The sequence below is a fragment of the Empedobacter sp. UBA7620 genome (assembly GCF_002484185.1).
Classification (GTDB): Bacteria; Bacteroidota; Bacteroidia; order Flavobacteriales; family Weeksellaceae; genus Empedobacter; species Empedobacter falsenii_C.
Genome location: NZ_DLJI01000017.1, coordinates 17,300 through 34,737, shown reverse-complemented (window position 1 = coordinate 34,737; position 17,438 = coordinate 17,300). Strand labels below are relative to the sequence as shown.

Here is a 17,438-nt window from a genome sequence, read left to right as displayed (position 1 = left end):
ATGTCCGAAATGATTTGATGATTCCTTAAAATAACGAATTATTGTCTATTAATTTCAAAATAGCTGACAATATTTCATATCAATTCTTAAAGAATTCATAATAATTTGAGAGATAGATGTCGTTGCTAAAAAATCGTACAAATCACCTTTTTTCATTTTCAAATCATCGTGAAGTTCTAAAATTTCTTCGGATTTTAAATCATTATTTTGATTAAAAATTTCATCAATTTCATTTCTTCTTTCAGGACTGTACAATGTCGACGAACACCATGTCACAATTTTTTCTTGCGAAATATCTTTTACGCTCAGTTTATTTTCATTCCAAAACAAAAGGTAAGCATTTTTAGTTAGTCTTTCAAAAACAAAAATTGTAAAAGGTGCGATTCCTGACAAATTTTCCGAATTAATAAACTCATTTACAGAATTATATTTCAATAAATCTAATAAAATAATTCCTCTACTTTCTCTGTATTTTTCTTTGAAATGCATTGGTTTTTCGATTCCTCCATTCAAAATACACGCAACATATTGTTCCGAATAAAAAATCCAAGTTCCATTTGCGCGCTCATCTACAGGCGAAAAATAAGTTTTATCAAAACGCTTTTGCTCCACAATCTCTTTAGAAGAAGAACGATTTATTTCCTCATCTCGGTTGTGCGTCAACACAAATTCATCCTCATTTCTGTAAAAACTGATTATACACATCTCATTTTTCAATTTAGTTCAAATGTAAAAATTTATCTTTGCAAAGAATTATGAGTATTCAGAAAACTATAGCGCATTCCTTTGATGAAATGAAATCGATTCTTTTGCAATTTGACGATCTGTCTTTTCAAAAGGAATTAGAAATCATTTCTGGTGCTTCTGTTGGTCAACATTTTCGTCATATTATCGAGTTTTATTCGTGCTTTTTACAAGCGCAAAAAAACAATTGTATTTGTTATGATGATAGAGAGCGAAATCGTGCTTTAGAAAATTCGGTTGTTGAAAGTTTGAATACGCTGAATCATCTAAAATCACAAATAGAACGTTTAGATTTAGAAAAAACAATTCAGCTAAAACAGAATTATTACGGAGAGAATTTCACAATTAATACCACAAATTATCGCGAATTAATGTATTGTTTTGATCATAGCATTCATCATTTTGCGTTGATTAAAATTGCGATCGAAACTCATTTTTCAACGATTAAAATTCCACAAAATTTTGGAATTGCATCTTCTACAATTGCTTTTCAAAATCAAGAAAAATGAATCCGAAAATAACAAAATGGACACGATACGAATTTTGGCCATTCTGGTTATTTTATGCGCCATTGACACCTTGGTACATTTATAAAATCTTTCAAACAGGCGCTCCAGCTTACTTTTGCTCGGCAAATCCTACAATGAAATGGGGCGGATTTATTGATTATTCTAAAATTGATTTACTCAATCAAATTGATAAAAATTATAAGCCAAAAACCATTTTTTTTGAAGAATTTACAACGCAAGAAATTCCGTTTGATTTTCCTTTTATTGCGAAACCAAATCTTGGTGAACGTGGAATTGGTGTTGAATTAATCAGAAATAAAATTGATTGGAAAAATTATTTAGAACAAAATAATCGCGATTTAATTTTACAAGAATATATTCAATCAAACTTTGAATTTGGTGTTTTCTATGTTCGATTACCAAAAGAAAAAAATGGTAAAATACTTTCTATAACAGCTAAAGATTTTTTGACGTTTACAGGTGATGGAAAATCAACATTGAAAGAATTAATCGAACAAAATTTAAGAGCTTTTTATCGAAAAGAGTATTTGTTTAAACGTTTTCAAAACGAACTAAATTCAGTTCTGCAAAAAGATGAAAAATTATTGGTTGAACCAATTGGAAATCATAGTCGAGGTACAACTTTTTTAGACGGATCCTCTCTAAAGACATCTAAATTAGAAGAAACTATAGATCAAATTGCAAAAAAAATTGATGGTTTTTATTATGGACGAATCGATTTGAAAGCAAAAAGCTTAGAGGATTTTCAGAACGGAAATTTTGTCATACTCGAAATTAATGGTGCAAATTCTGAAGCGACTCATATTTACGATCCGAATTTTAATTTGATAAAAGCTTATAAAGAAGTGATTAAGCATTTGAATTATCAACATAAAATTGCTATCCAAAATCATCAACTTGGTGTAAAATGGACCGATTGGAAATTGCTCGCAAAAGAATTATTGAAGCGTAGAAAAGCTTAATTTGACCAAAATTGGCAGAATTTCTGGAAAGGAATAAAGATTGAAAGATGTTTTCGAAACCAATTTTATGAGTTATCCTTTTCCAAAGAAAACTATTATAATTCCTTTGCTACTACTTATCCCAATGTGGATTATCTTTTTGTTTCAACAAAACGGATACAATTTAGATAGTTGTTACGGCGTTATTCCGAGAACTTTCGTTGGATTGAAAGGAATTCTGTTCTCGCCTTTATTTCACTCAGGTTGGAAACACATCATCAGCAATACTTTTCCGTTAGCTTTTCTTAGCTTTATCGCACTTTTGATGTACGATAGATTGGCTTATTACGTGATATTCTTTGGTTGGATTTTATCAGGAATTATTCTTTGGATCATTGGAAATCCACCTTTTTTAGATGATAATGTAAGTTGTCATATTGGAGCAAGTTCTATCGTTTACTTACTGGCTTCATTCATATTTTTTAGTGGTATCATTAGAAAAGAACGTGGTTTGATGGCGATTTCACTAATCATTATTTTATTATACGGCGGAATGATTTGGGGAATGGTTCCTCAAGAAATTTTACCGCAGTTAAAAACAGATACAAGTAGCAATTCTATTTCTTGGGAAGGACATTTGAGTGGATTTATCTCGGGTGCATTTTTCGCTTATCTGTTCAGAAATATTGGTCCGCAAAAAGAAATTCCGAAATGGGATCAAGAAAATTATTATGACCCGAAAGCTGAGCGTTTATGGGATATTTACCAAGAACAAGAACGTTTGAAAGCTGAATATTTGGAATCGTTAGATGAGGAAGACAAATTTTATTTAGATAAAGAAGTCGATAATTCTATCAAATAATCATCTATTTTCTTTAATTCTTTTGCTGGATTACCTTTATCGTATGGATTTGAATAATAAGTCGAATCTTTTGTTTGAAATTTCAAAACTACATTTGGAGCACCATCATGCATAAAAGCTTGACTTGGAGATTTGATATTATCTAATTTTTCTAACAAGATTTGATTCATAAGTTTTGTTAAATTCTCCCATTCTTTTGTAGTATTTTTGATCCTTATTGTATCGTTCTCATTTTTAATTAATGCAACAGCATGTTTATCTACAATTAGGTTATAATGCATTTTTCTTGACGATTCTATTCTTTCTACAGATAATATATTTTCTTGTTTATTTTGGTTAGAATAATTATTTTTTTGACATGCTGTTAAAGTAATAATTCCTAAAAATATTGTAAGATAAAAAGCTATTCTCATAAAATTTTATTAGTTTTATCATTAATTAACAAATATAATTAACAATATTTAATGAAAAAACTTTTATTCACTCTATCAGTTTTCTCCTTATTCGGTTATGCTAATGCACAAAACTGGAAAGAGGTACCTAGTTATTTTTTAAAAAGTAAAAATATTACTACTGAATATCAAAATTCAAAAGTATATTCAATGGATATCAATACTTTAAAAAACAAATTAACATTAGCCCCATCAAATACTAGTAATCAATCAGGAGTGATTGTTGACATGCCCACATCTGATGGTAGCATTCAAAAATATATGATATGGGAAGCTTCAATCTTATCTCCAAAATTACAAGAGAAATATCCTAATATTCGCTCATACGTTGGAAAAAGTTTAGATGATCCATCTGTTTATTTAAGATTTAGTGTAACTCCTCTAGGATTGAGTTCTTCTATATTTAGAAATGAAGGAAAATCAGACTTTATTGAATCTTATGATGTTGAAGGTTCAACATATTACGAAGTTCATAGTTCTAGTAAAGCTGTAAGTAATTTTGTTTGTTCAACAAATGAACTAATTTCAAAACATCAAGCTAATAATGAAGATTCTTCGAACTTACAGAACAAAGCCAATAATCAAGTTTTTAAAACATATCGATTAGCACTTTCTGTTCCTGGAGAATATTCGGCTTATTTTGGTGGTACAAAAGAAAAAGCTTTGGCAGCTATGACAAATACCATGACACGTGTAAATGGAGTATTTGAAAAAGATATGTCAGTTAATTTCCAATTCATTGATAATATTGATGATTTAATATTTACAGATGCAAGTACTGATCCATATTCAGCTCCTGCACAAGGTATGGCAGATCACCCTACATATGGTTCAGCCCCTTATTATTTATCTACATGGCAAGTTGAATTACAAACATATTTAACAAATAATCTTGGTGAAGATAAATATGATATTGGACACTTCTTTGGCTCTCAAGGAGGAGGAGGAAATGCAGGGTGTATTGGATGTGTATGTGATACAGCATTTCCTGATGGAAAAGGGAGTGGTATGACTTCTCCTGCTAACAAAATTCCTTCTGGAGATAAATTTGATATCGATTATGTTGCTCATGAAATTGGACATCAAATGGGAGCTAATCATACTTATTCTCACATTTATGAAGGTACAGGAGTTAATGTTGAACCTGGAAGTGGCTCGACGATCATGGGATATGCAGGTATTACATCTTATAATGTTCAATCAAATTCTGATGATTATTTCACATACAGAAGTATAGCTCAAGTTCAGAACAACTTAAAAACTAAAGGTTGTGGTGTAGAAAAACCAATTCTAAACACTCCTCCAAGCATACAATTAGAAAAAGCTTTATACAGAATTCCTGTAGGAACTGCATTTAAATTAGATGCCAAAATTACTGATGCTGAAAATGATGCTGTTTTAACAACTTGGGAACAAAATAACTCTGGAACAAGTGCTACGGCAAATGCAAATAGTAGAGTGAAGGAAACAAAAACATCAGGTCCTAACTTTAGATCTTTTTCTCCTGTTAAAGAAACATACAGATATTTCCCTAACTTCACTTCTATTTTAGCAGGTAAATTATTACACACGGGAACAGGAAATGTAGTTTGGGAATCTCTAACTTCTGTTGCAAGAACATATGATTTTACTGTTACTGCGAGAGATTATAACGTACAAGGTCCCCAAACTCAAAACGGAAGTGTAAAAGTAATGGCTACCGCTGGAGTTGGTCCTTTTGTTGTTCTTACTCCAGACACAACAAATAGCAAATTACCAATTAATGCTTCTAATTTTGATGTAACATGGGATGTTGCCAAAACTAACGAAGCTCCTATCGAAACTACAAAAGTTAAAGTCTCAATTTCATGGGATGCAGGAAAAACATTTGAAGAATTAGGAATTGTTGATAATACAGGAACAGCTAATTTCCAAATGCCTAGTAACGCTAAAGATGTTACAGAAGGTTATATCATGATTGAAGCTGTTGATAATGTTTATTTAGCTGTAAAAAAATTCTCGACAGGAGTATTAGCTACTAAAGATTTAAACACAACTAAATCTACTATTTATCCTAATCCATCTAATGGGCAATTCACAATTGAACAAAAAGCTTCTGGAAAAGTAAATATTGAGATTGTTGATGTTAATGGAAGAGTAGTTTATTCAGTTTCTGAAAATGCTTCTGGAAATTTAAAGAAACAAATCGATACAAATTTACCATCAGGAGTTTATATCATAAAAGTTTCATCTAATGAAGGTCAATCAACATCAAAATTGATTATTAAATAATTCTATTTTTAATTAGATATCAAACAAAAACCCCTGAAAATTAATTTTCAGGGGTTTTATTTTTTTTCAAATTCTTCTTAGAAAGGCATTCCAGGAATGTTTGGTAAGTTTTCTTGAGCAGTTTTTTTCGCTCTGTCAATTGCTTCTGTTTTTACTTGTTCCAACGCTTTGTTTAACGTCATTACTAACAAATCTTCAATTTCTTCTTTTTCCATTCCTTCGGCAAGTTCAATATCTTTTACAGTTGCCAATTTAGACATTGTAATTTTTACTTTTCCATCGTTAGAAGTCGTTGTAAAAATTTCTCCATCTAATTCATTTTTCAAATCAGAAAATTTATCTTTAAATGAATTGATTTTTCCCATCATTCCCATGATGTCTCCAAAATTTCCAAACATTTGTCTTTATCTTTAATAATTAGTTATTCGTGTAGTTTTTTCCACAATAAATCTTTCAATTCTGTGATTCCTTTTCCAGAAACAGACGAAATAAATATCGTATCAATATCAGTTGGTAATTGCGCTTTAATCTCAGCCTCCAATTCATCATCTAACATATCTGACTTAGAAATTGCTAAAATTCGTTCTTTATCTAACAATTCAGGATTGAATTTTTTCAATTCATTCAATAGAATTTCATATTCTTTTTTATAATCTTCTGTATCCGCAGGAATTAAAAATAATAAGTTCGAATTACGCTCAATATGACGCAAGAAACGATGTCCAAGACCTTTTCCTTCTGCCGCACCTTCTATAATTCCAGGAATATCTGCCATAATAAATGACTGATGATTACGGTATTCTACAATTCCCAAGTTAGGCGTTAACGTTGTAAAAGCGTAATCTGCAATTTTTGGTTTCGCCGCAGAAACAGCTGATAATAAAGTAGATTTTCCTGCATTTGGAAAACCAACTAGACCAACATCTGCCAAAATTTTCAGCTCCAATGTAACTTGACGCTCGTCACCATCCAAACCTGGTTGTGCATAACGAGGCGTTTGACGCGTTGCAGAACGGAAATGCCAGTTTCCTAAACCTCCTTTTCCTCCTTGTGCAATAATTAATTCTTGCCCATTTTCTGTTACTTCGCCAATAATATTTCCTTCTTCATCTTTGGCAATTGTTCCGATCGGAACTTCCAAAATAATATCTTCTCCGTCAGCTCCAGTAGAACGAGATTTACCTCCACGTCCACCGTTTTGCGCACGGAAATGTCTTTTGAATCGAAATTCTAACAAGGTCCAAAGATTTGAGTTTCCAAGAAGCGTAATGTTTCCTCCACGTCCACCATCTCCACCATCTGGTCCACCTTTGTCAATATATTTTTCGCGATGCAAACTTGCTGAACCCGCACCTCCATGTCCGGCTCTACAATTTATTTTTACGTAGTCAACAAAATTTGATTGCATAATTTTTTTCTTTTAATTAGTCTGCAAAAGTACGATTTCTAATTTGTTTATTAAAATCTTGCTTTATCTATTTTGAATGAATAATTTATAATGACTCAGATTTTTATTTATATTTATTCAATTAATTAACACACTAATATGAATACTAACAAAAATCTGTCCGAATATACTGATGAAGAACTTCTAATAACTCAAAAACAAACAAAAAATATTGTAATTATATTTGGATCTTTTATGTTTCTTGCGTTTATATTCTTTATCTACACCGCAATAAAAACCAGTAATTATGCCTTCATAGCTATTGGATGTGGAACTTCTGTTTCATTAATGCCTCTAATCGCCAAACTTTCTGTGATTAATAAAGAGATAAAACTACGCAAAAAATAGATTGGAGATTTATGAATAACGAACATTTACAACGTTTACTTCCTTTTGGTTATATTTATTTAGTCATCATGGGGATTATTAAAGAATCTATTTTTTACTATCAATTGGATATTAATATTCTGAAATTTTCGAGCATTATGGATATTTTAATTAGTCCAATAGCCGAAATCACCGCACATCCTTTCTTACTAATCTTTTTTATTCTTCTCATTTTTCTACTTTATGGTTTCAAACAATATTCATTGAAACATCCAGAGAAAAAATTTATTAAGAAATTTTTAAAAAAATATTTCAAAATTGATGAAAGTAAAGTATTAACACATACAGAATTCGAAAAGATAATTGATAAAACTCTAATCAATTATTTCTTTGCATTATTAATTTGTTTCTTTTTAGGATTTGGAATTGGTGGTGGTAATTTTCTGTCAAAACGAATAAAAAATGGAGATTTAAAATTCGAAAAATATGGACAGACCTTAACTTTCAATTCTGGTGAGAAAAAAGAAATTTATCTTATCAATACCAATAGTCTCTACTATTTTTATGTTGTAAAAGGTCAAAAAACTGTAGAAATTTCGCCAATTGGTACAATACAATCAATCGCAAAAAATAAGTAATCAAAACATATTTTTATAATGAATAGGATTGATTAATTTTGCAACATGTACAAACAATTCAAAAACATTTTATTTCAATTACAGCCCGAAGATGCACATCATTTCGTTACGCGAAATCTAAAAAATTATGCTGCATTTCCTGGAGTTGGAAAATTATTAGATAAATTTTATCAATACAATCATCCAAGTTTAGAACGAGAAGTTTTTGGAATTAAATTCAAAAATCCAATTGGTTTGGCTGCTGGTTTTGATAAAAATGCTGAATATATTGAAGAATTGAACCACTTCGGATTTGGCTTTATCGAAATTGGGACCGTTACCCCAAAACCTCAACCTGGGAATGATGCGCCGCGTATGTTTCGTTTGGTAGAAGATGAAGCAATTATCAACCGAATGGGATTTAATAACAAAGGTGTTGATTTTGCTGTTTCGAAAATTAGAGAATTAAAAAATCGTGAAAACTATATTATTGGCGGAAATATTGGTAAAAATAAATTAACGCCAAACGAAGATGCTGTTGATGATTATATCAAATGTTTCAATGCATTGTTTGATTATGTAGATTATTTTGTAGTCAATGTTAGTTCTCCAAACACGCCTGGATTACGTGATTTGCAAGAAAAAGAACCTTTATTGTACATTCTGAATTATTTGCAACAATACAATAATCAAAACGAAAAATCGAAACCTATTTTACTTAAAATCGCACCAGATTTGACAGATTCGCAATTAGATGATATTATAGATATTGTATTAGAATCTAAAATTGCTGGAGTGATTGCGACAAATACAACTATTTCGAGAGAAGGATTAAAATCTGATCCAGAAATTGTAAAAGAAACTGGTGGAGTTTCGGGAAAACCACTTAAAAATCGCTCAACAGAAGTAATTCGTTATCTTTCTGAAAAATCGAACAAAGCATTTCCAATTATCGGAGTTGGTGGAATTCATACAGCCGAGGACGCGAAAGAAAAACTGGAAGCTGGTGCAAGTTTGTTACAAGTTTATACAGGTTTTATTTATGAAGGTCCTGCTGTTGTAAAAAACATTTGTAAAGGCTTGGTTGAAGGAAAATAGAAACGTTTATGACTCCAAATTATTTAAATTTAGGATTATCGTCTCCCATGAGTATTGAACTAAGAAAATTAGTTGAAGAACAATTAATTGATGACTTAAAATATTACGGTGTGAAATCTGATAATTTAAAATTTGATTGGTCAAATAGCTGTATTGAAGGTCATCTAAGTGACTATCTTAATAGTTCTTTGGAAAATTATTCTGAAATTTATGTCTATGATAATTCTAACAATTTAATTGCAGAAGGTTGGATGGATTATGTAAATGGTTCTGAATATTCAGATGAATCTACATTTTTTATTACATATTGGGATGATATAACAATTTGGAACAATAAAGAGAAACTATTTGAAAAATTTGAACTTGGTATTCCTAATCATATCTGGGAAAAAATTCCTGAAAACTTAAAGAATTTCCTAAAAGATGAAAATAGATGAAGCTTGATAATAAAAAAGGATTCTCAATTGAGAATCCTTTTCCTATATAATGTAAAAGTTGTTCTTATAAAACTTCTTTAATTGCTGCGTTCAATTTTTCGGTAATATCTTCAATAGAACCTACTCCATCAATCTCAACCCATTTTCCTTGCGCTTTGTAGTGTTCTGCTACAATTGCAGTTTTTTCGTAATACTCTGTAATACGATCACGGATAATTTTTTCGTCCACATCATCAGCACGACCAGAAGTTTTTCCGCGCTCTAATAAACGTTGAACCAAAATTTCGTCATCCACAACTAATGCTAATGTAATCGAAACTTCGCTCTCGTATTTATCTGCTAAGATTTTATCTAAAGCTTCTGCCTGAGATGTTGTACGTGGATATCCATCAAAAATGTATCCTTGCGCATTTGGATTGTTATCTAAATGATCAACCAACATATTTGTTGTTACCTCATCTGGAACTAATTGTCCCTTGTCCATGTAAGATTTCACAAGAGAGCCTAATTCTGTTTCATTTTTAAGGTTGAAACGAAATAAGTCTCCAGTAGAAATTTGAGGAGTTTGGTACTTTTCTTCTAAAAATTTAGCTTGTGTTCCTTTACCACTGCCAGGAGGTCCGAACAATACAATGTTTAGCATTTTGTTTTAATGTTTTATTTGATAAATATCTGGTAAATTTCTTCCTAATCCGTCAAAATCTAACCCATAACCTACTACAAATTTATCAGGAATAGAGATTCCTACTAAATCTACTTTTAAATCTTTTTTGTAAGCGTCTGGCTTAAATAATAAAGTTGCTACTTTTAATGATTTTACCTTTTTCTCTTTCAAGATTCGGTGCAACTCTACTAACGTATTACCTGTATCTACAATATCTTCTAAAATAATTACGTGACGTCCTTCAACATTCATCGGAATATCCATCTCAATAGTAATTTTCCCTGTTGATTCTGTTCCTTCGTAAGATTTTAATTTCAAGAACGAAATCTCACATTCTCCTTGATATTGTTTTAAGAAATCGCTGAAGAACATTACAACTCCGTTTAATACACCAACAAAAATCGGTCTTTCGTCTTTGTATTCTTCGTAAACTTCGTTTGCCATATTTTTGATGGCGTGTTCTATTTCTTCAAAAGCGATGTACGGAATAAATTTTTTACCGTGAATTTCTATTTCTTTCATTGTTTGAGATATTCAAATATATACTTTTTTTGATAAAGTTTAAAACATTTATCTATTTTATTAGATTGTCATTGAGAAAATGCGTGTTTCTGGCTCGTTATCTATCATTCTCTTATCGAATGTCATACATACATTTCTCACGTATGGACGTCCTTCTTCTTTTACGATCAAACCATTTTCTACAAATTCAATCAAATTATCGTCAACCATATCTTGCAACATAGTTTTGATACGATCTACATCATCAAATTTCATATTATCATCAGCCCAAGAAGTTTCTAAATTACACATTAAATTTAGAATATGACGACGCATAATCAAATCTTCTTCTGATAAAATATGACCTTTGAAAACGGATAATTCTCCGTTATTTATTGATTTTTCGTACTCTTCTACCGTCTTCTCGTTTTGTGCAAAACTATACCAAGAATCGCTGATAGAAGAAACACCCAAACCAACCATTAATTGTGTTTTCGAAGAAGAATATCCCATAAAATTACGATGTAATGTATGGTTTTTCATCGATTGATACATCGAATCTTGTTCTAAAGCAAAATGATCCATTCCAACTTCGAAATAGTTCATTTCTTCGAACATTTTCTTTCCTTCTTCATATAATGCGCGTTTCAATTCTGGTGAAGGCAAATCATCATCATGAAAACCACGTTGTCCAACACCTTTTATCCACGGAACATGCGCATAACTGTAAAACGAAATACGATCTGGATTTAATTCTTTTGTCAAATTAATCGTTTCCATCATTCCTTCCATTGTTTGATGTGGAAGACCAAAAATCAAATCGTGAGAAATCGATGTAAAACCAATTTCACGCGCTTCTTCGGTTGCTCTTTTCACATTCTCGAAAGGTTGAACACGATTAATCGCTTCCTGAACTTTTAGATCATAATCTTGTACACCATACGAAATACGTCTAAAACCTAAATCGTATAAAGCCTGTAAATGTTCTCTTGTTGTGTTATTTGGATGACCTTCTAAACTAAATTCGTGTCCTTCGGCAACATCCGCATATTCAAAAATACCATCAATTAATTTCTTCAAATTTTCTGGAGAGAAAAACGTTGGTGTTCCTCCTCCTAAATGAATTTCTTTAATTTTTGGTCGAGATGAAAATAAATCCACATATAATTTCCATTCTTTCAAAACTGTATCAATATACGGAACTTCTACCGAATGCTGTTTCGTAATTCGTTTGTTACATGCACAAAACGTACATAACGACTCGCAATAAGGTAAATGAATGTAAATTGATATCCCTTCTTCAGCATTACTTTCATCGAAAGATCGTTGAAAAGTTTCAATCCAACCTTGTTTAGTAAAATCATCATTGTCCCAAAACGGAACAGTTGGATAACTTGTGTAACGAGGTCCTGGAATATTATATTTCTGAATTAAATTATTCATTATCTAAAAAATTAAAAATACTTAATCAACTTGACTAAGTATTATTTAATAAATTTTCTTTAAAAATTATTTTTATAGAATTGCCTGACGAACTCTAACCAATTTAGTTAATAAGTCTTCTAACAAATCTAATTGTAACATGTTTGCTCCGTCACTTTTTGCGTTTTTAGGATCTGGATGCGTCTCGATAAAAATACCGTCAGCACCAACAGCAATTCCAGCTTTTGCAATTGTTTCGATTAATTCTGGTTTTCCTCCTGTTACACCCGAAGCTTGATTTGGTTGTTGCAAAGAATGCGTAATATCTAAAATAACTGGCGCATAATTCTGCATCACAGGAATCCCACGATAATCTACCACTAAATCTCCGTAACCTAACATAGTTCCACGTTCGATAATTGCAACATTACTATTACCAGAATCTGTTACTTTTTCTACAGGAAATTTCATTGCTTCTGGCGAAAGAAATTGACCTTTCTTCAATGTAACATGTTTCCCTGTTTGTGCAGCTGCAACCACTAAATCGGTTTGACGAACCAAGAAAGCAGGAATTTGTAACACATCTACATAAGCCGCCGCCATTTCTGCATGAAAAGGTTCATGGATATCTGTAGTTGTTGGAACATCAAAAGTTTCTCCAACTTTTTGAATAATTTTCAATGCTTTTTCATCTCCAATTCCTGTAAAACTATCAATACGAGAACGATTTGCTTTTTTGAAAGATCCTTTAAAAACATAAGGAATCTCTAACTTATCAGTAATGGTTACTACTTTTTCAGCAATTCTCAAAGCCATATCTTCACTTTCGATGGCACATGGACCAGCAAGTAAAAAGAAGTTTGGCGAATCTTTGTGTTTTATCTTTGATAAAGTTTCTATCATTGTGCAAATTTACACAAAGTTATCGACTTATTTTTCATAATTTTGCCTATACTTTATCATTCTTATTTATCGTTTTATGGATTTTTTATCTAACATTGGTATAGCTGATATTTTTGGCTATCTCGCTTCAGTCTTTATTGTACTAGCATTCTTTTTTTCGAAGATTACAATTATCCGCATTATCAATGCAATTGGTTGTGTATGTTTTGTAATTTATGCTGCTATGATTGAGGCTTGGCCAGTCCTTATTCCAAATGCGATTTTATTTTTAGTTCAGGCGTATTATATCGTCTTCAAACCTGGAAAATAATCTTAAAAAACCATAAAATTGAAAATCCTATCTGCTGTACTAAATAATATTGAAACGGATCAAAGATTAGATAAAGTTTGCCATTCTTTGTTAAAATTTGGGTACGATGTAGAATTGATTGGCGCGACTATAAACGGAAGACCAGAATTGAATAAACCGTACAAGACATTTTTGATGGAACAAAAAAATCAATCAACAATGAAAAAGTATACAGAATTCAATTACAAATTGTTTTTCACTTTGCTTAAAAAAGCGGATAAACAAACTATTTTATTAGCGAATGATTTGGATAGTTTACTTCCTTTTTATTTGGTTAGTAAAATCAAAAAAATTCCTTTAGTTTTTGATAGTCACGAAATTTATTCAGAATTACCATCATTACACAATCGTCCTAAAACAAAAAAAGTTTGGAAAACTTTAGAACGTTTTCTTGTTCCAAAAATCAAATATTTTTATACAGTAAGTGATGGATATGCCAATTGGTTTCGCAAGGAATATGGTGCTAATCCGGCTGTGATTAGAAATGTTCCCAACCGAACAAAACTTAACGATAAACAAGATTTAATTTTCTTTCGCTTACCCGAAAATCCAACAAACGATAAAATATTATTGTATCAAGGCGCAATTAACATGAGTCGAGGAATTGACAAAATGATTGAAGCGTTTAAACACATTAATAATTGTCAATTTTGGATTGCTGGCGAAGGGCCTAAAAAAACTGAATACGAACAATTGGTAAGAGATCTAAATTTAACTAATCGCATTCATTTTCTAGGAAATATTCCCCCAAAAACTTTAAAAACTATAACACCTTTAGCTGATGTAGGAATGAGTATGGAAGAAGATTTAGGATTAAGCTATCGCTACGCTCTACCGAATAAATTATTTGACTTTATTCAAGCTAGAGTACCAATTTTAGCAACAAATTTACCTGAAATCAAAAAAATGGTCGAAGAATATAAAGTTGGAAAAGTGATTGACAATCACGAACCAAAACATTTGGCTGAAAAACTACAAGAAATCTTAAACGAAGGAAAAAGAAGTTACCAAGAAAACCTTGCTAATGCTGCAAACGAACTTTGTTGGGAAAATGAAGAATTAAAATTGAAGGAGATTTTTGAAAAAATAAAAAAGTAGATTAAATTTTAATCTACTTTTCTTCTTTTTTATAAATATGTGGATTTTCCACTACTCCTTTTTTAAATACTTTTCTAACGCCCATTCTTAGAGCATTATCAACTTGTAAAACTTGATCCAAAACCTTTTGCTCTGGACGACCTCTAAACGAAGTCACATGAAAGGAATCTGTCTCTCTTAAAGGTTCTTTAGAAAAATAATAATTTGAAACACATTTTCTAAAACCTTTAAACTTTATTGGAGAAACCGAATGCAAAGAATCATTATGCGTTGCCATTACTGCTAATCGATTGAATTTACTAAAAATTGTAATCTGATCATTTTTCAATCCATTTGGCCAAATTTCCAAATTTCCACCATATTCTTCTTTCCAATCTGGCGTTACATAATACAACAAATTCAACACACGCCACAATTCTCTTTTCGCATCATGAGAATTATCCAAATGAGGCTGCAAAAACTGACGATTTCCCATCATAGATAAACCACCAGCATACAAAGACGAATCTGGAATAGGTTGTTTTATTTCACAAATTTCAGCAATCAAATTTACGATTCTTTCATCTTGAAAAGCATAAATAATTTCTTCTAAAATAGGATGATATTGATCCATTTGAACTGCAATATATTTATCTTCTTTCAAACTTTTTTTCAACACCATTTCTTTTTCTTGCGGAAAAACTTGATTTATCTCCAAAGCTAATTCTTCTGGCAATAAATCATCAACCCAAAAATAACCGATCTTATCTTTGCTACTATTATATTGTTGACTTATTTCTTCCTTTTGATCAATTAATCGTTGTAAAATTATATCTGCAAATTGATTTCTATTCATAATCATAAAGTTAATTAAAAATTTGTTTCAAAATAATTTCTGCATTCAATTTATCATTCAAATCATATTCAAGCGTATCAATATATTCTTTTGACGCCAAAAAAGATTGATTTTTTAAATGATTAATAGCTTTTATCAGCTCTGATTTATTCGAAACTTGAACACAAAGTCCACTAATTTTCTCATCATCTATCACATTTTCATTAATTATCGAAAAACGACTATTGAATAATGCATTTATCACTTTTAGTTTTGTTCCAGATTCCTGAAAAGACCACGCTATATTGAGATGTGCTTTTTCGAAAAGATTTTTCAAATGATTAAAATCTTTCAATTTAACAAATTGTATATGTGGATGATTTTTAATTTTTGCTTTTACCCAATTCTCTCTAGAACCTGAAGCAATAACGAAAGGATAATCAATTACTTTAAACACTTCTATCAAGAAATCGACTACTTTACAATTGTCCGAAGCTCTCAAATCTCCATGATATAAAGCAAATTCTCCTTTCTCACTTAATGATTCAAAAGTTTCATTTCCGTGAAAAACAGGAACAAATTTTCCTTTATTATATTTTTCTTGAATATAATTTTGTTCAAATTTAGAGAGTGTAAAAACTTCATCAAACTGATGAATAATATTTTCGTATTGAATATATTTTTTTGCCTCAATATAAAACAATGCTTTTTTCACTAGATTCTTTTCGCTTTCTGCTAATCCAGAAAAATAATTTTGTTCAATATTATGTAGTCGCAAATATTTAGAATAACCTTCAAGGTTGTATTTATTCAAAATAAATGTTGTTTTTAGACTTTCAAAAAAAATAGGTGCTTTCAACGATTTAATTCGTTCATACAATAATTTGCTATCCCTAGATTTTACTGAAATAGGATATTTCTGAAAAATATAATAAGGCTTTTGATCTATTGGATAAAAATAAACTTCTTTAGCATATTTTCTTAAAACATCGCTTTCTGTTTCGTTAAATCCAAACAAATGTAAATAAATCTCAACCCCAAGTTGATGAAATGCTTTCAATTTATAAAAAACGTCTATAACGCCTCCATAATTGGGAGGAAATGGAACATCCATACTTATAAAATGAAGTTTTCTACCTTGATACATTAGTTAATTATTTAACAAAAAAAAGAGTCTACAACTAAGTAAACTCTTTCTTTAAAATTATATTGTGTAATTTATCTTATTCTGATATCGCTTCTGCAACTTCAAATAATCTTCCGTCTTCACAACGCACCTTACGCGCAGGATAACGACGAATAATTTCGTAATCGTGTGTAGCCATCAAAACTGCACAATTATTTTCTTTCGATACTGACAGCAACAAATCCATAATATCATTTGATGTTTCTGGATCTAAATTTCCTGTTGGCTCATCGGCTAAAATTAATTCAGGATGATTTAACAATGCACGAGCTATAGAAACACGTTGTTGCTCACCTCCAGAAAGACGGAACGGCATCATTTTCTTTTTAGACAACATCCCTACCGAATCTAAAACCTCATCAATACGTTTATCGATTGTAGCCTTATCCTTCCAACCTGTTGCTTTCAACACGAACGTCAAATTTTGTTCTACCGTACGATCTGTTAACAATTGGAAATCCTGGAAAACAATTCCTAAATGTCTTCTAAGATCAGGAATTTTACTTGTTTTCAGTGATTTCAAATCCATTCCAACCACGGAACCTTGTCCTGATTGAAGCGGCAAATCACCATAAAGCACTTTCAATAAACTACTTTTTCCACTTCCTGTTTTCCCTATTAGGTAAACAAATTCTCCTTCGTTAAGTGTGAAATTAACGTCAGATAATACTAAATGATTTCTTTGATATATAGATGATTGACTTAACTCAATTACATTTTTAGCTTCCATACTTTCTACAGTCTTTAAAACAAATGTAAAAAAAAAGCTTGAAAG

Annotated in this window: 20 protein-coding genes; 9 read left to right on the top strand and 11 right to left on the bottom strand. The window is 30.9% G+C overall.

Annotation, left to right across the window (positions count from 1 at the left end; all coding sequences use genetic code 11):
• Positions 1 to 54: 54 nt before the first annotated feature.
• Positions 55 to 705: an NRDE family protein gene (locus B2217_RS02820; RefSeq protein WP_115001619.1), complete on the bottom strand. Its 651-nt coding sequence runs from the start codon at positions 703 to 705 to the stop codon at positions 55 to 57.
• A 50-nt stretch (positions 706 to 755) separates the two neighbouring features.
• On the opposite strand from B2217_RS02820, the gene B2217_RS02815 reads away from it, so the two are divergent.
• From B2217_RS02815 to B2217_RS02805, 3 genes are all read left to right on the top strand, one after another.
• Positions 756 to 1,253 carry a hypothetical protein gene (locus B2217_RS02815; protein ID WP_125350525.1) on the top strand — a complete coding sequence of 166 codons (498 nt, stop codon included), beginning with the start codon at positions 756 to 758 and terminating at the stop codon, positions 1,251 to 1,253.
• Positions 1,250 to 2,236 (top strand): hypothetical protein, encoded by a 987-nt coding sequence (locus B2217_RS02810; RefSeq protein ID WP_180905076.1) that lies wholly within the window; start codon positions 1,250 to 1,252, stop codon positions 2,234 to 2,236. Before B2217_RS02815 ends, B2217_RS02810 begins: the two co-directional genes overlap by 4 nt.
• Before the next feature lie 67 nt (positions 2,237 to 2,303).
• The gene (locus B2217_RS02805) at positions 2,304 to 3,077 is read left to right on the top strand and encodes a rhomboid family intramembrane serine protease (protein ID WP_244957964.1); all 774 of its coding nucleotides are present in this window, start codon (positions 2,304 to 2,306) and stop codon (positions 3,075 to 3,077) included.
• On the opposite strand, the gene B2217_RS02800 is transcribed toward B2217_RS02805, so the two are convergent.
• Positions 3,041 to 3,490 carry a hypothetical protein gene (locus tag B2217_RS02800; RefSeq protein ID WP_180905078.1) on the bottom strand — a complete coding sequence of 150 codons (450 nt, stop codon included), beginning with the start codon at positions 3,488 to 3,490 and terminating at the stop codon, positions 3,041 to 3,043. The two genes, B2217_RS02805 and B2217_RS02800, sit on opposite strands and share 37 nt — an antisense overlap.
• 51 nt (positions 3,491 to 3,541) lie before the next feature.
• Between B2217_RS02800 and B2217_RS02795 the strand changes: the two genes are divergently transcribed.
• Complete coding sequence (locus B2217_RS02795) at positions 3,542 to 5,800, top strand: zinc-dependent metalloprotease (protein WP_180905079.1); 2,259 nt, start codon at positions 3,542 to 3,544, stop codon at positions 5,798 to 5,800.
• Between the two features lie 77 nt (positions 5,801 to 5,877).
• Here the strand turns inward: B2217_RS02795 and B2217_RS02790 are convergent, their stop codons facing one another.
• Both B2217_RS02790 and obgE read right to left on the bottom strand, forming a co-directional pair.
• Positions 5,878 to 6,198 (bottom strand): YbaB/EbfC family nucleoid-associated protein, encoded by a 321-nt coding sequence (locus tag B2217_RS02790; RefSeq protein WP_038333099.1) that lies wholly within the window; start codon positions 6,196 to 6,198, stop codon positions 5,878 to 5,880.
• A gap of 23 nt (positions 6,199 to 6,221) precedes the next feature.
• Positions 6,222 to 7,208 (bottom strand): GTPase ObgE, encoded by a 987-nt coding sequence (gene obgE, locus B2217_RS02785; RefSeq protein WP_038333097.1) that lies wholly within the window; start codon positions 7,206 to 7,208, stop codon positions 6,222 to 6,224.
• Between the two features lie 398 nt (positions 7,209 to 7,606).
• On the opposite strand from obgE, the gene B2217_RS02780 reads away from it, so the two are divergent.
• From B2217_RS02780 to B2217_RS02770, 3 genes are read left to right on the top strand one after another with little or no spacing between them, the layout of a single operon-like run.
• On the top strand, positions 7,607 to 8,212 hold the full coding sequence (locus tag B2217_RS02780; RefSeq protein ID WP_180905080.1) for a hypothetical protein: 606 nt from the start codon (positions 7,607 to 7,609) through the stop codon (positions 8,210 to 8,212).
• A gap of 45 nt (positions 8,213 to 8,257) precedes the next feature.
• Positions 8,258 to 9,289, top strand: a complete 1,032-nt coding sequence (locus B2217_RS02775) for a quinone-dependent dihydroorotate dehydrogenase (RefSeq protein ID WP_180905081.1) — start codon at positions 8,258 to 8,260, stop codon at positions 9,287 to 9,289.
• An 8-nt stretch (positions 9,290 to 9,297) separates the two neighbouring features.
• The gene (locus B2217_RS02770; RefSeq protein ID WP_180905082.1) at positions 9,298 to 9,726 is read left to right on the top strand and encodes a hypothetical protein; all 429 of its coding nucleotides are present in this window, start codon (positions 9,298 to 9,300) and stop codon (positions 9,724 to 9,726) included.
• A 64-nt stretch (positions 9,727 to 9,790) separates the two neighbouring features.
• Here B2217_RS02770 and B2217_RS02765 read toward each other — a convergent pair whose 3' ends face one another.
• The 4 genes from B2217_RS02765 to kdsA all read right to left on the bottom strand — a co-directional run bounded on the left by B2217_RS02765 (position 9,791) and on the right by kdsA (position 13,216).
• Positions 9,791 to 10,369, bottom strand: coding sequence for an adenylate kinase (locus B2217_RS02765; RefSeq protein WP_244957965.1), 579 nt, complete (start codon positions 10,367 to 10,369; stop codon positions 9,791 to 9,793).
• 6 nt (positions 10,370 to 10,375) lie between these two features.
• Positions 10,376 to 10,912 carry a hypoxanthine phosphoribosyltransferase gene (gene hpt / locus B2217_RS02760; protein WP_038333090.1) on the bottom strand — a complete coding sequence of 179 codons (537 nt, stop codon included), beginning with the start codon at positions 10,910 to 10,912 and terminating at the stop codon, positions 10,376 to 10,378.
• A 60-nt stretch (positions 10,913 to 10,972) separates the two neighbouring features.
• A complete protein-coding gene (gene hemN / locus B2217_RS02755; protein ID WP_180905083.1) occupies positions 10,973 to 12,334 on the bottom strand; it encodes an oxygen-independent coproporphyrinogen III oxidase in 1,362 nt (453 codons plus the stop codon).
• A gap of 72 nt (positions 12,335 to 12,406) precedes the next feature.
• Positions 12,407 to 13,216 carry a 3-deoxy-8-phosphooctulonate synthase gene (kdsA, locus tag B2217_RS02750; RefSeq protein WP_038333085.1) on the bottom strand — a complete coding sequence of 270 codons (810 nt, stop codon included), beginning with the start codon at positions 13,214 to 13,216 and terminating at the stop codon, positions 12,407 to 12,409.
• 76 nt (positions 13,217 to 13,292) lie between these two features.
• On the opposite strand from kdsA, the gene B2217_RS02745 reads away from it, so the two are divergent.
• A complete protein-coding gene (locus B2217_RS02745; RefSeq protein WP_052217635.1) occupies positions 13,293 to 13,526 on the top strand; it encodes a hypothetical protein in 234 nt (77 codons plus the stop codon).
• 18 nt (positions 13,527 to 13,544) lie between these two features.
• The gene (locus tag B2217_RS02740; RefSeq protein ID WP_180905084.1) at positions 13,545 to 14,663 is read left to right on the top strand and encodes a glycosyltransferase; all 1,119 of its coding nucleotides are present in this window, start codon (positions 13,545 to 13,547) and stop codon (positions 14,661 to 14,663) included.
• A gap of 13 nt (positions 14,664 to 14,676) precedes the next feature.
• Here B2217_RS02740 and B2217_RS02735 read toward each other — a convergent pair whose 3' ends face one another.
• From B2217_RS02735 to B2217_RS02725, 3 genes are all read right to left on the bottom strand, one after another.
• Positions 14,677 to 15,498: a 2OG-Fe(II) oxygenase gene (locus B2217_RS02735; protein ID WP_180905085.1), complete on the bottom strand. Its 822-nt coding sequence runs from the start codon at positions 15,496 to 15,498 to the stop codon at positions 14,677 to 14,679.
• Positions 15,499 to 15,508: 10 nt separating this feature from the next.
• Positions 15,509 to 16,624 (bottom strand): hypothetical protein, encoded by a 1,116-nt coding sequence (locus B2217_RS02730; RefSeq protein ID WP_180905086.1) that lies wholly within the window; start codon positions 16,622 to 16,624, stop codon positions 15,509 to 15,511.
• Positions 16,625 to 16,700: 76 nt separating this feature from the next.
• The gene (locus B2217_RS02725; protein ID WP_038333079.1) at positions 16,701 to 17,393 is read right to left on the bottom strand and encodes a cell division ATP-binding protein FtsE; all 693 of its coding nucleotides are present in this window, start codon (positions 17,391 to 17,393) and stop codon (positions 16,701 to 16,703) included.
• Positions 17,394 to 17,438: the final 45 nt, after the last annotated feature.

What these genes read in the sequence shown, in the direction of transcription:
- obgE (WP_038333097.1), bottom strand. Translation starts at nt 7,208, where the DNA reads ATGCAATCAAATTTTGTTGACTACGTAAAAATAAATTGTAGAGCCGGA.
- B2217_RS02770 (WP_180905082.1), top strand. Translation starts at nt 9,298, where the DNA reads ATGACTCCAAATTATTTAAATTTAGGATTATCGTCTCCCATGAGTATT.
- B2217_RS02810 (WP_180905076.1), top strand. Translation starts at nt 1,250, where the DNA reads ATGAATCCGAAAATAACAAAATGGACACGATACGAATTTTGGCCATTC.
- B2217_RS02805 (WP_244957964.1), top strand. Translation starts at nt 2,304, where the DNA reads ATGAGTTATCCTTTTCCAAAGAAAACTATTATAATTCCTTTGCTACTA.
- hemN (WP_180905083.1), bottom strand. Translation starts at nt 12,334, where the DNA reads ATGAATAATTTAATTCAGAAATATAATATTCCAGGACCTCGTTACACA.
- B2217_RS02800 (WP_180905078.1), bottom strand. Translation starts at nt 3,490, where the DNA reads ATGAGAATAGCTTTTTATCTTACAATATTTTTAGGAATTATTACTTTA.
- B2217_RS02780 (WP_180905080.1), top strand. Translation starts at nt 7,607, where the DNA reads ATGAATAACGAACATTTACAACGTTTACTTCCTTTTGGTTATATTTAT.
- B2217_RS02745 (WP_052217635.1), top strand. Translation starts at nt 13,293, where the DNA reads ATGGATTTTTTATCTAACATTGGTATAGCTGATATTTTTGGCTATCTC.
- B2217_RS02790 (WP_038333099.1), bottom strand. Translation starts at nt 6,198, where the DNA reads ATGTTTGGAAATTTTGGAGACATCATGGGAATGATGGGAAAAATCAAT.
- B2217_RS02815 (WP_125350525.1), top strand. Translation starts at nt 756, where the DNA reads ATGAGTATTCAGAAAACTATAGCGCATTCCTTTGATGAAATGAAATCG.
- hpt (WP_038333090.1), bottom strand. Translation starts at nt 10,912, where the DNA reads ATGAAAGAAATAGAAATTCACGGTAAAAAATTTATTCCGTACATCGCT.
- B2217_RS02820 (WP_115001619.1), bottom strand. Translation starts at nt 705, where the DNA reads ATGTGTATAATCAGTTTTTACAGAAATGAGGATGAATTTGTGTTGACG.
- B2217_RS02730 (WP_180905086.1), bottom strand. Translation starts at nt 16,624, where the DNA reads ATGTATCAAGGTAGAAAACTTCATTTTATAAGTATGGATGTTCCATTT.
- kdsA (WP_038333085.1), bottom strand. Translation starts at nt 13,216, where the DNA reads ATGATAGAAACTTTATCAAAGATAAAACACAAAGATTCGCCAAACTTC.
- B2217_RS02795 (WP_180905079.1), top strand. Translation starts at nt 3,542, where the DNA reads ATGAAAAAACTTTTATTCACTCTATCAGTTTTCTCCTTATTCGGTTAT.
- B2217_RS02735 (WP_180905085.1), bottom strand. Translation starts at nt 15,498, where the DNA reads ATGAATAGAAATCAATTTGCAGATATAATTTTACAACGATTAATTGAT.
- B2217_RS02775 (WP_180905081.1), top strand. Translation starts at nt 8,258, where the DNA reads ATGTACAAACAATTCAAAAACATTTTATTTCAATTACAGCCCGAAGAT.
- B2217_RS02765 (WP_244957965.1), bottom strand. Translation starts at nt 10,369, where the DNA reads ATGCTAAACATTGTATTGTTCGGACCTCCTGGCAGTGGTAAAGGAACA.
- B2217_RS02725 (WP_038333079.1), bottom strand. Translation starts at nt 17,393, where the DNA reads ATGGAAGCTAAAAATGTAATTGAGTTAAGTCAATCATCTATATATCAA.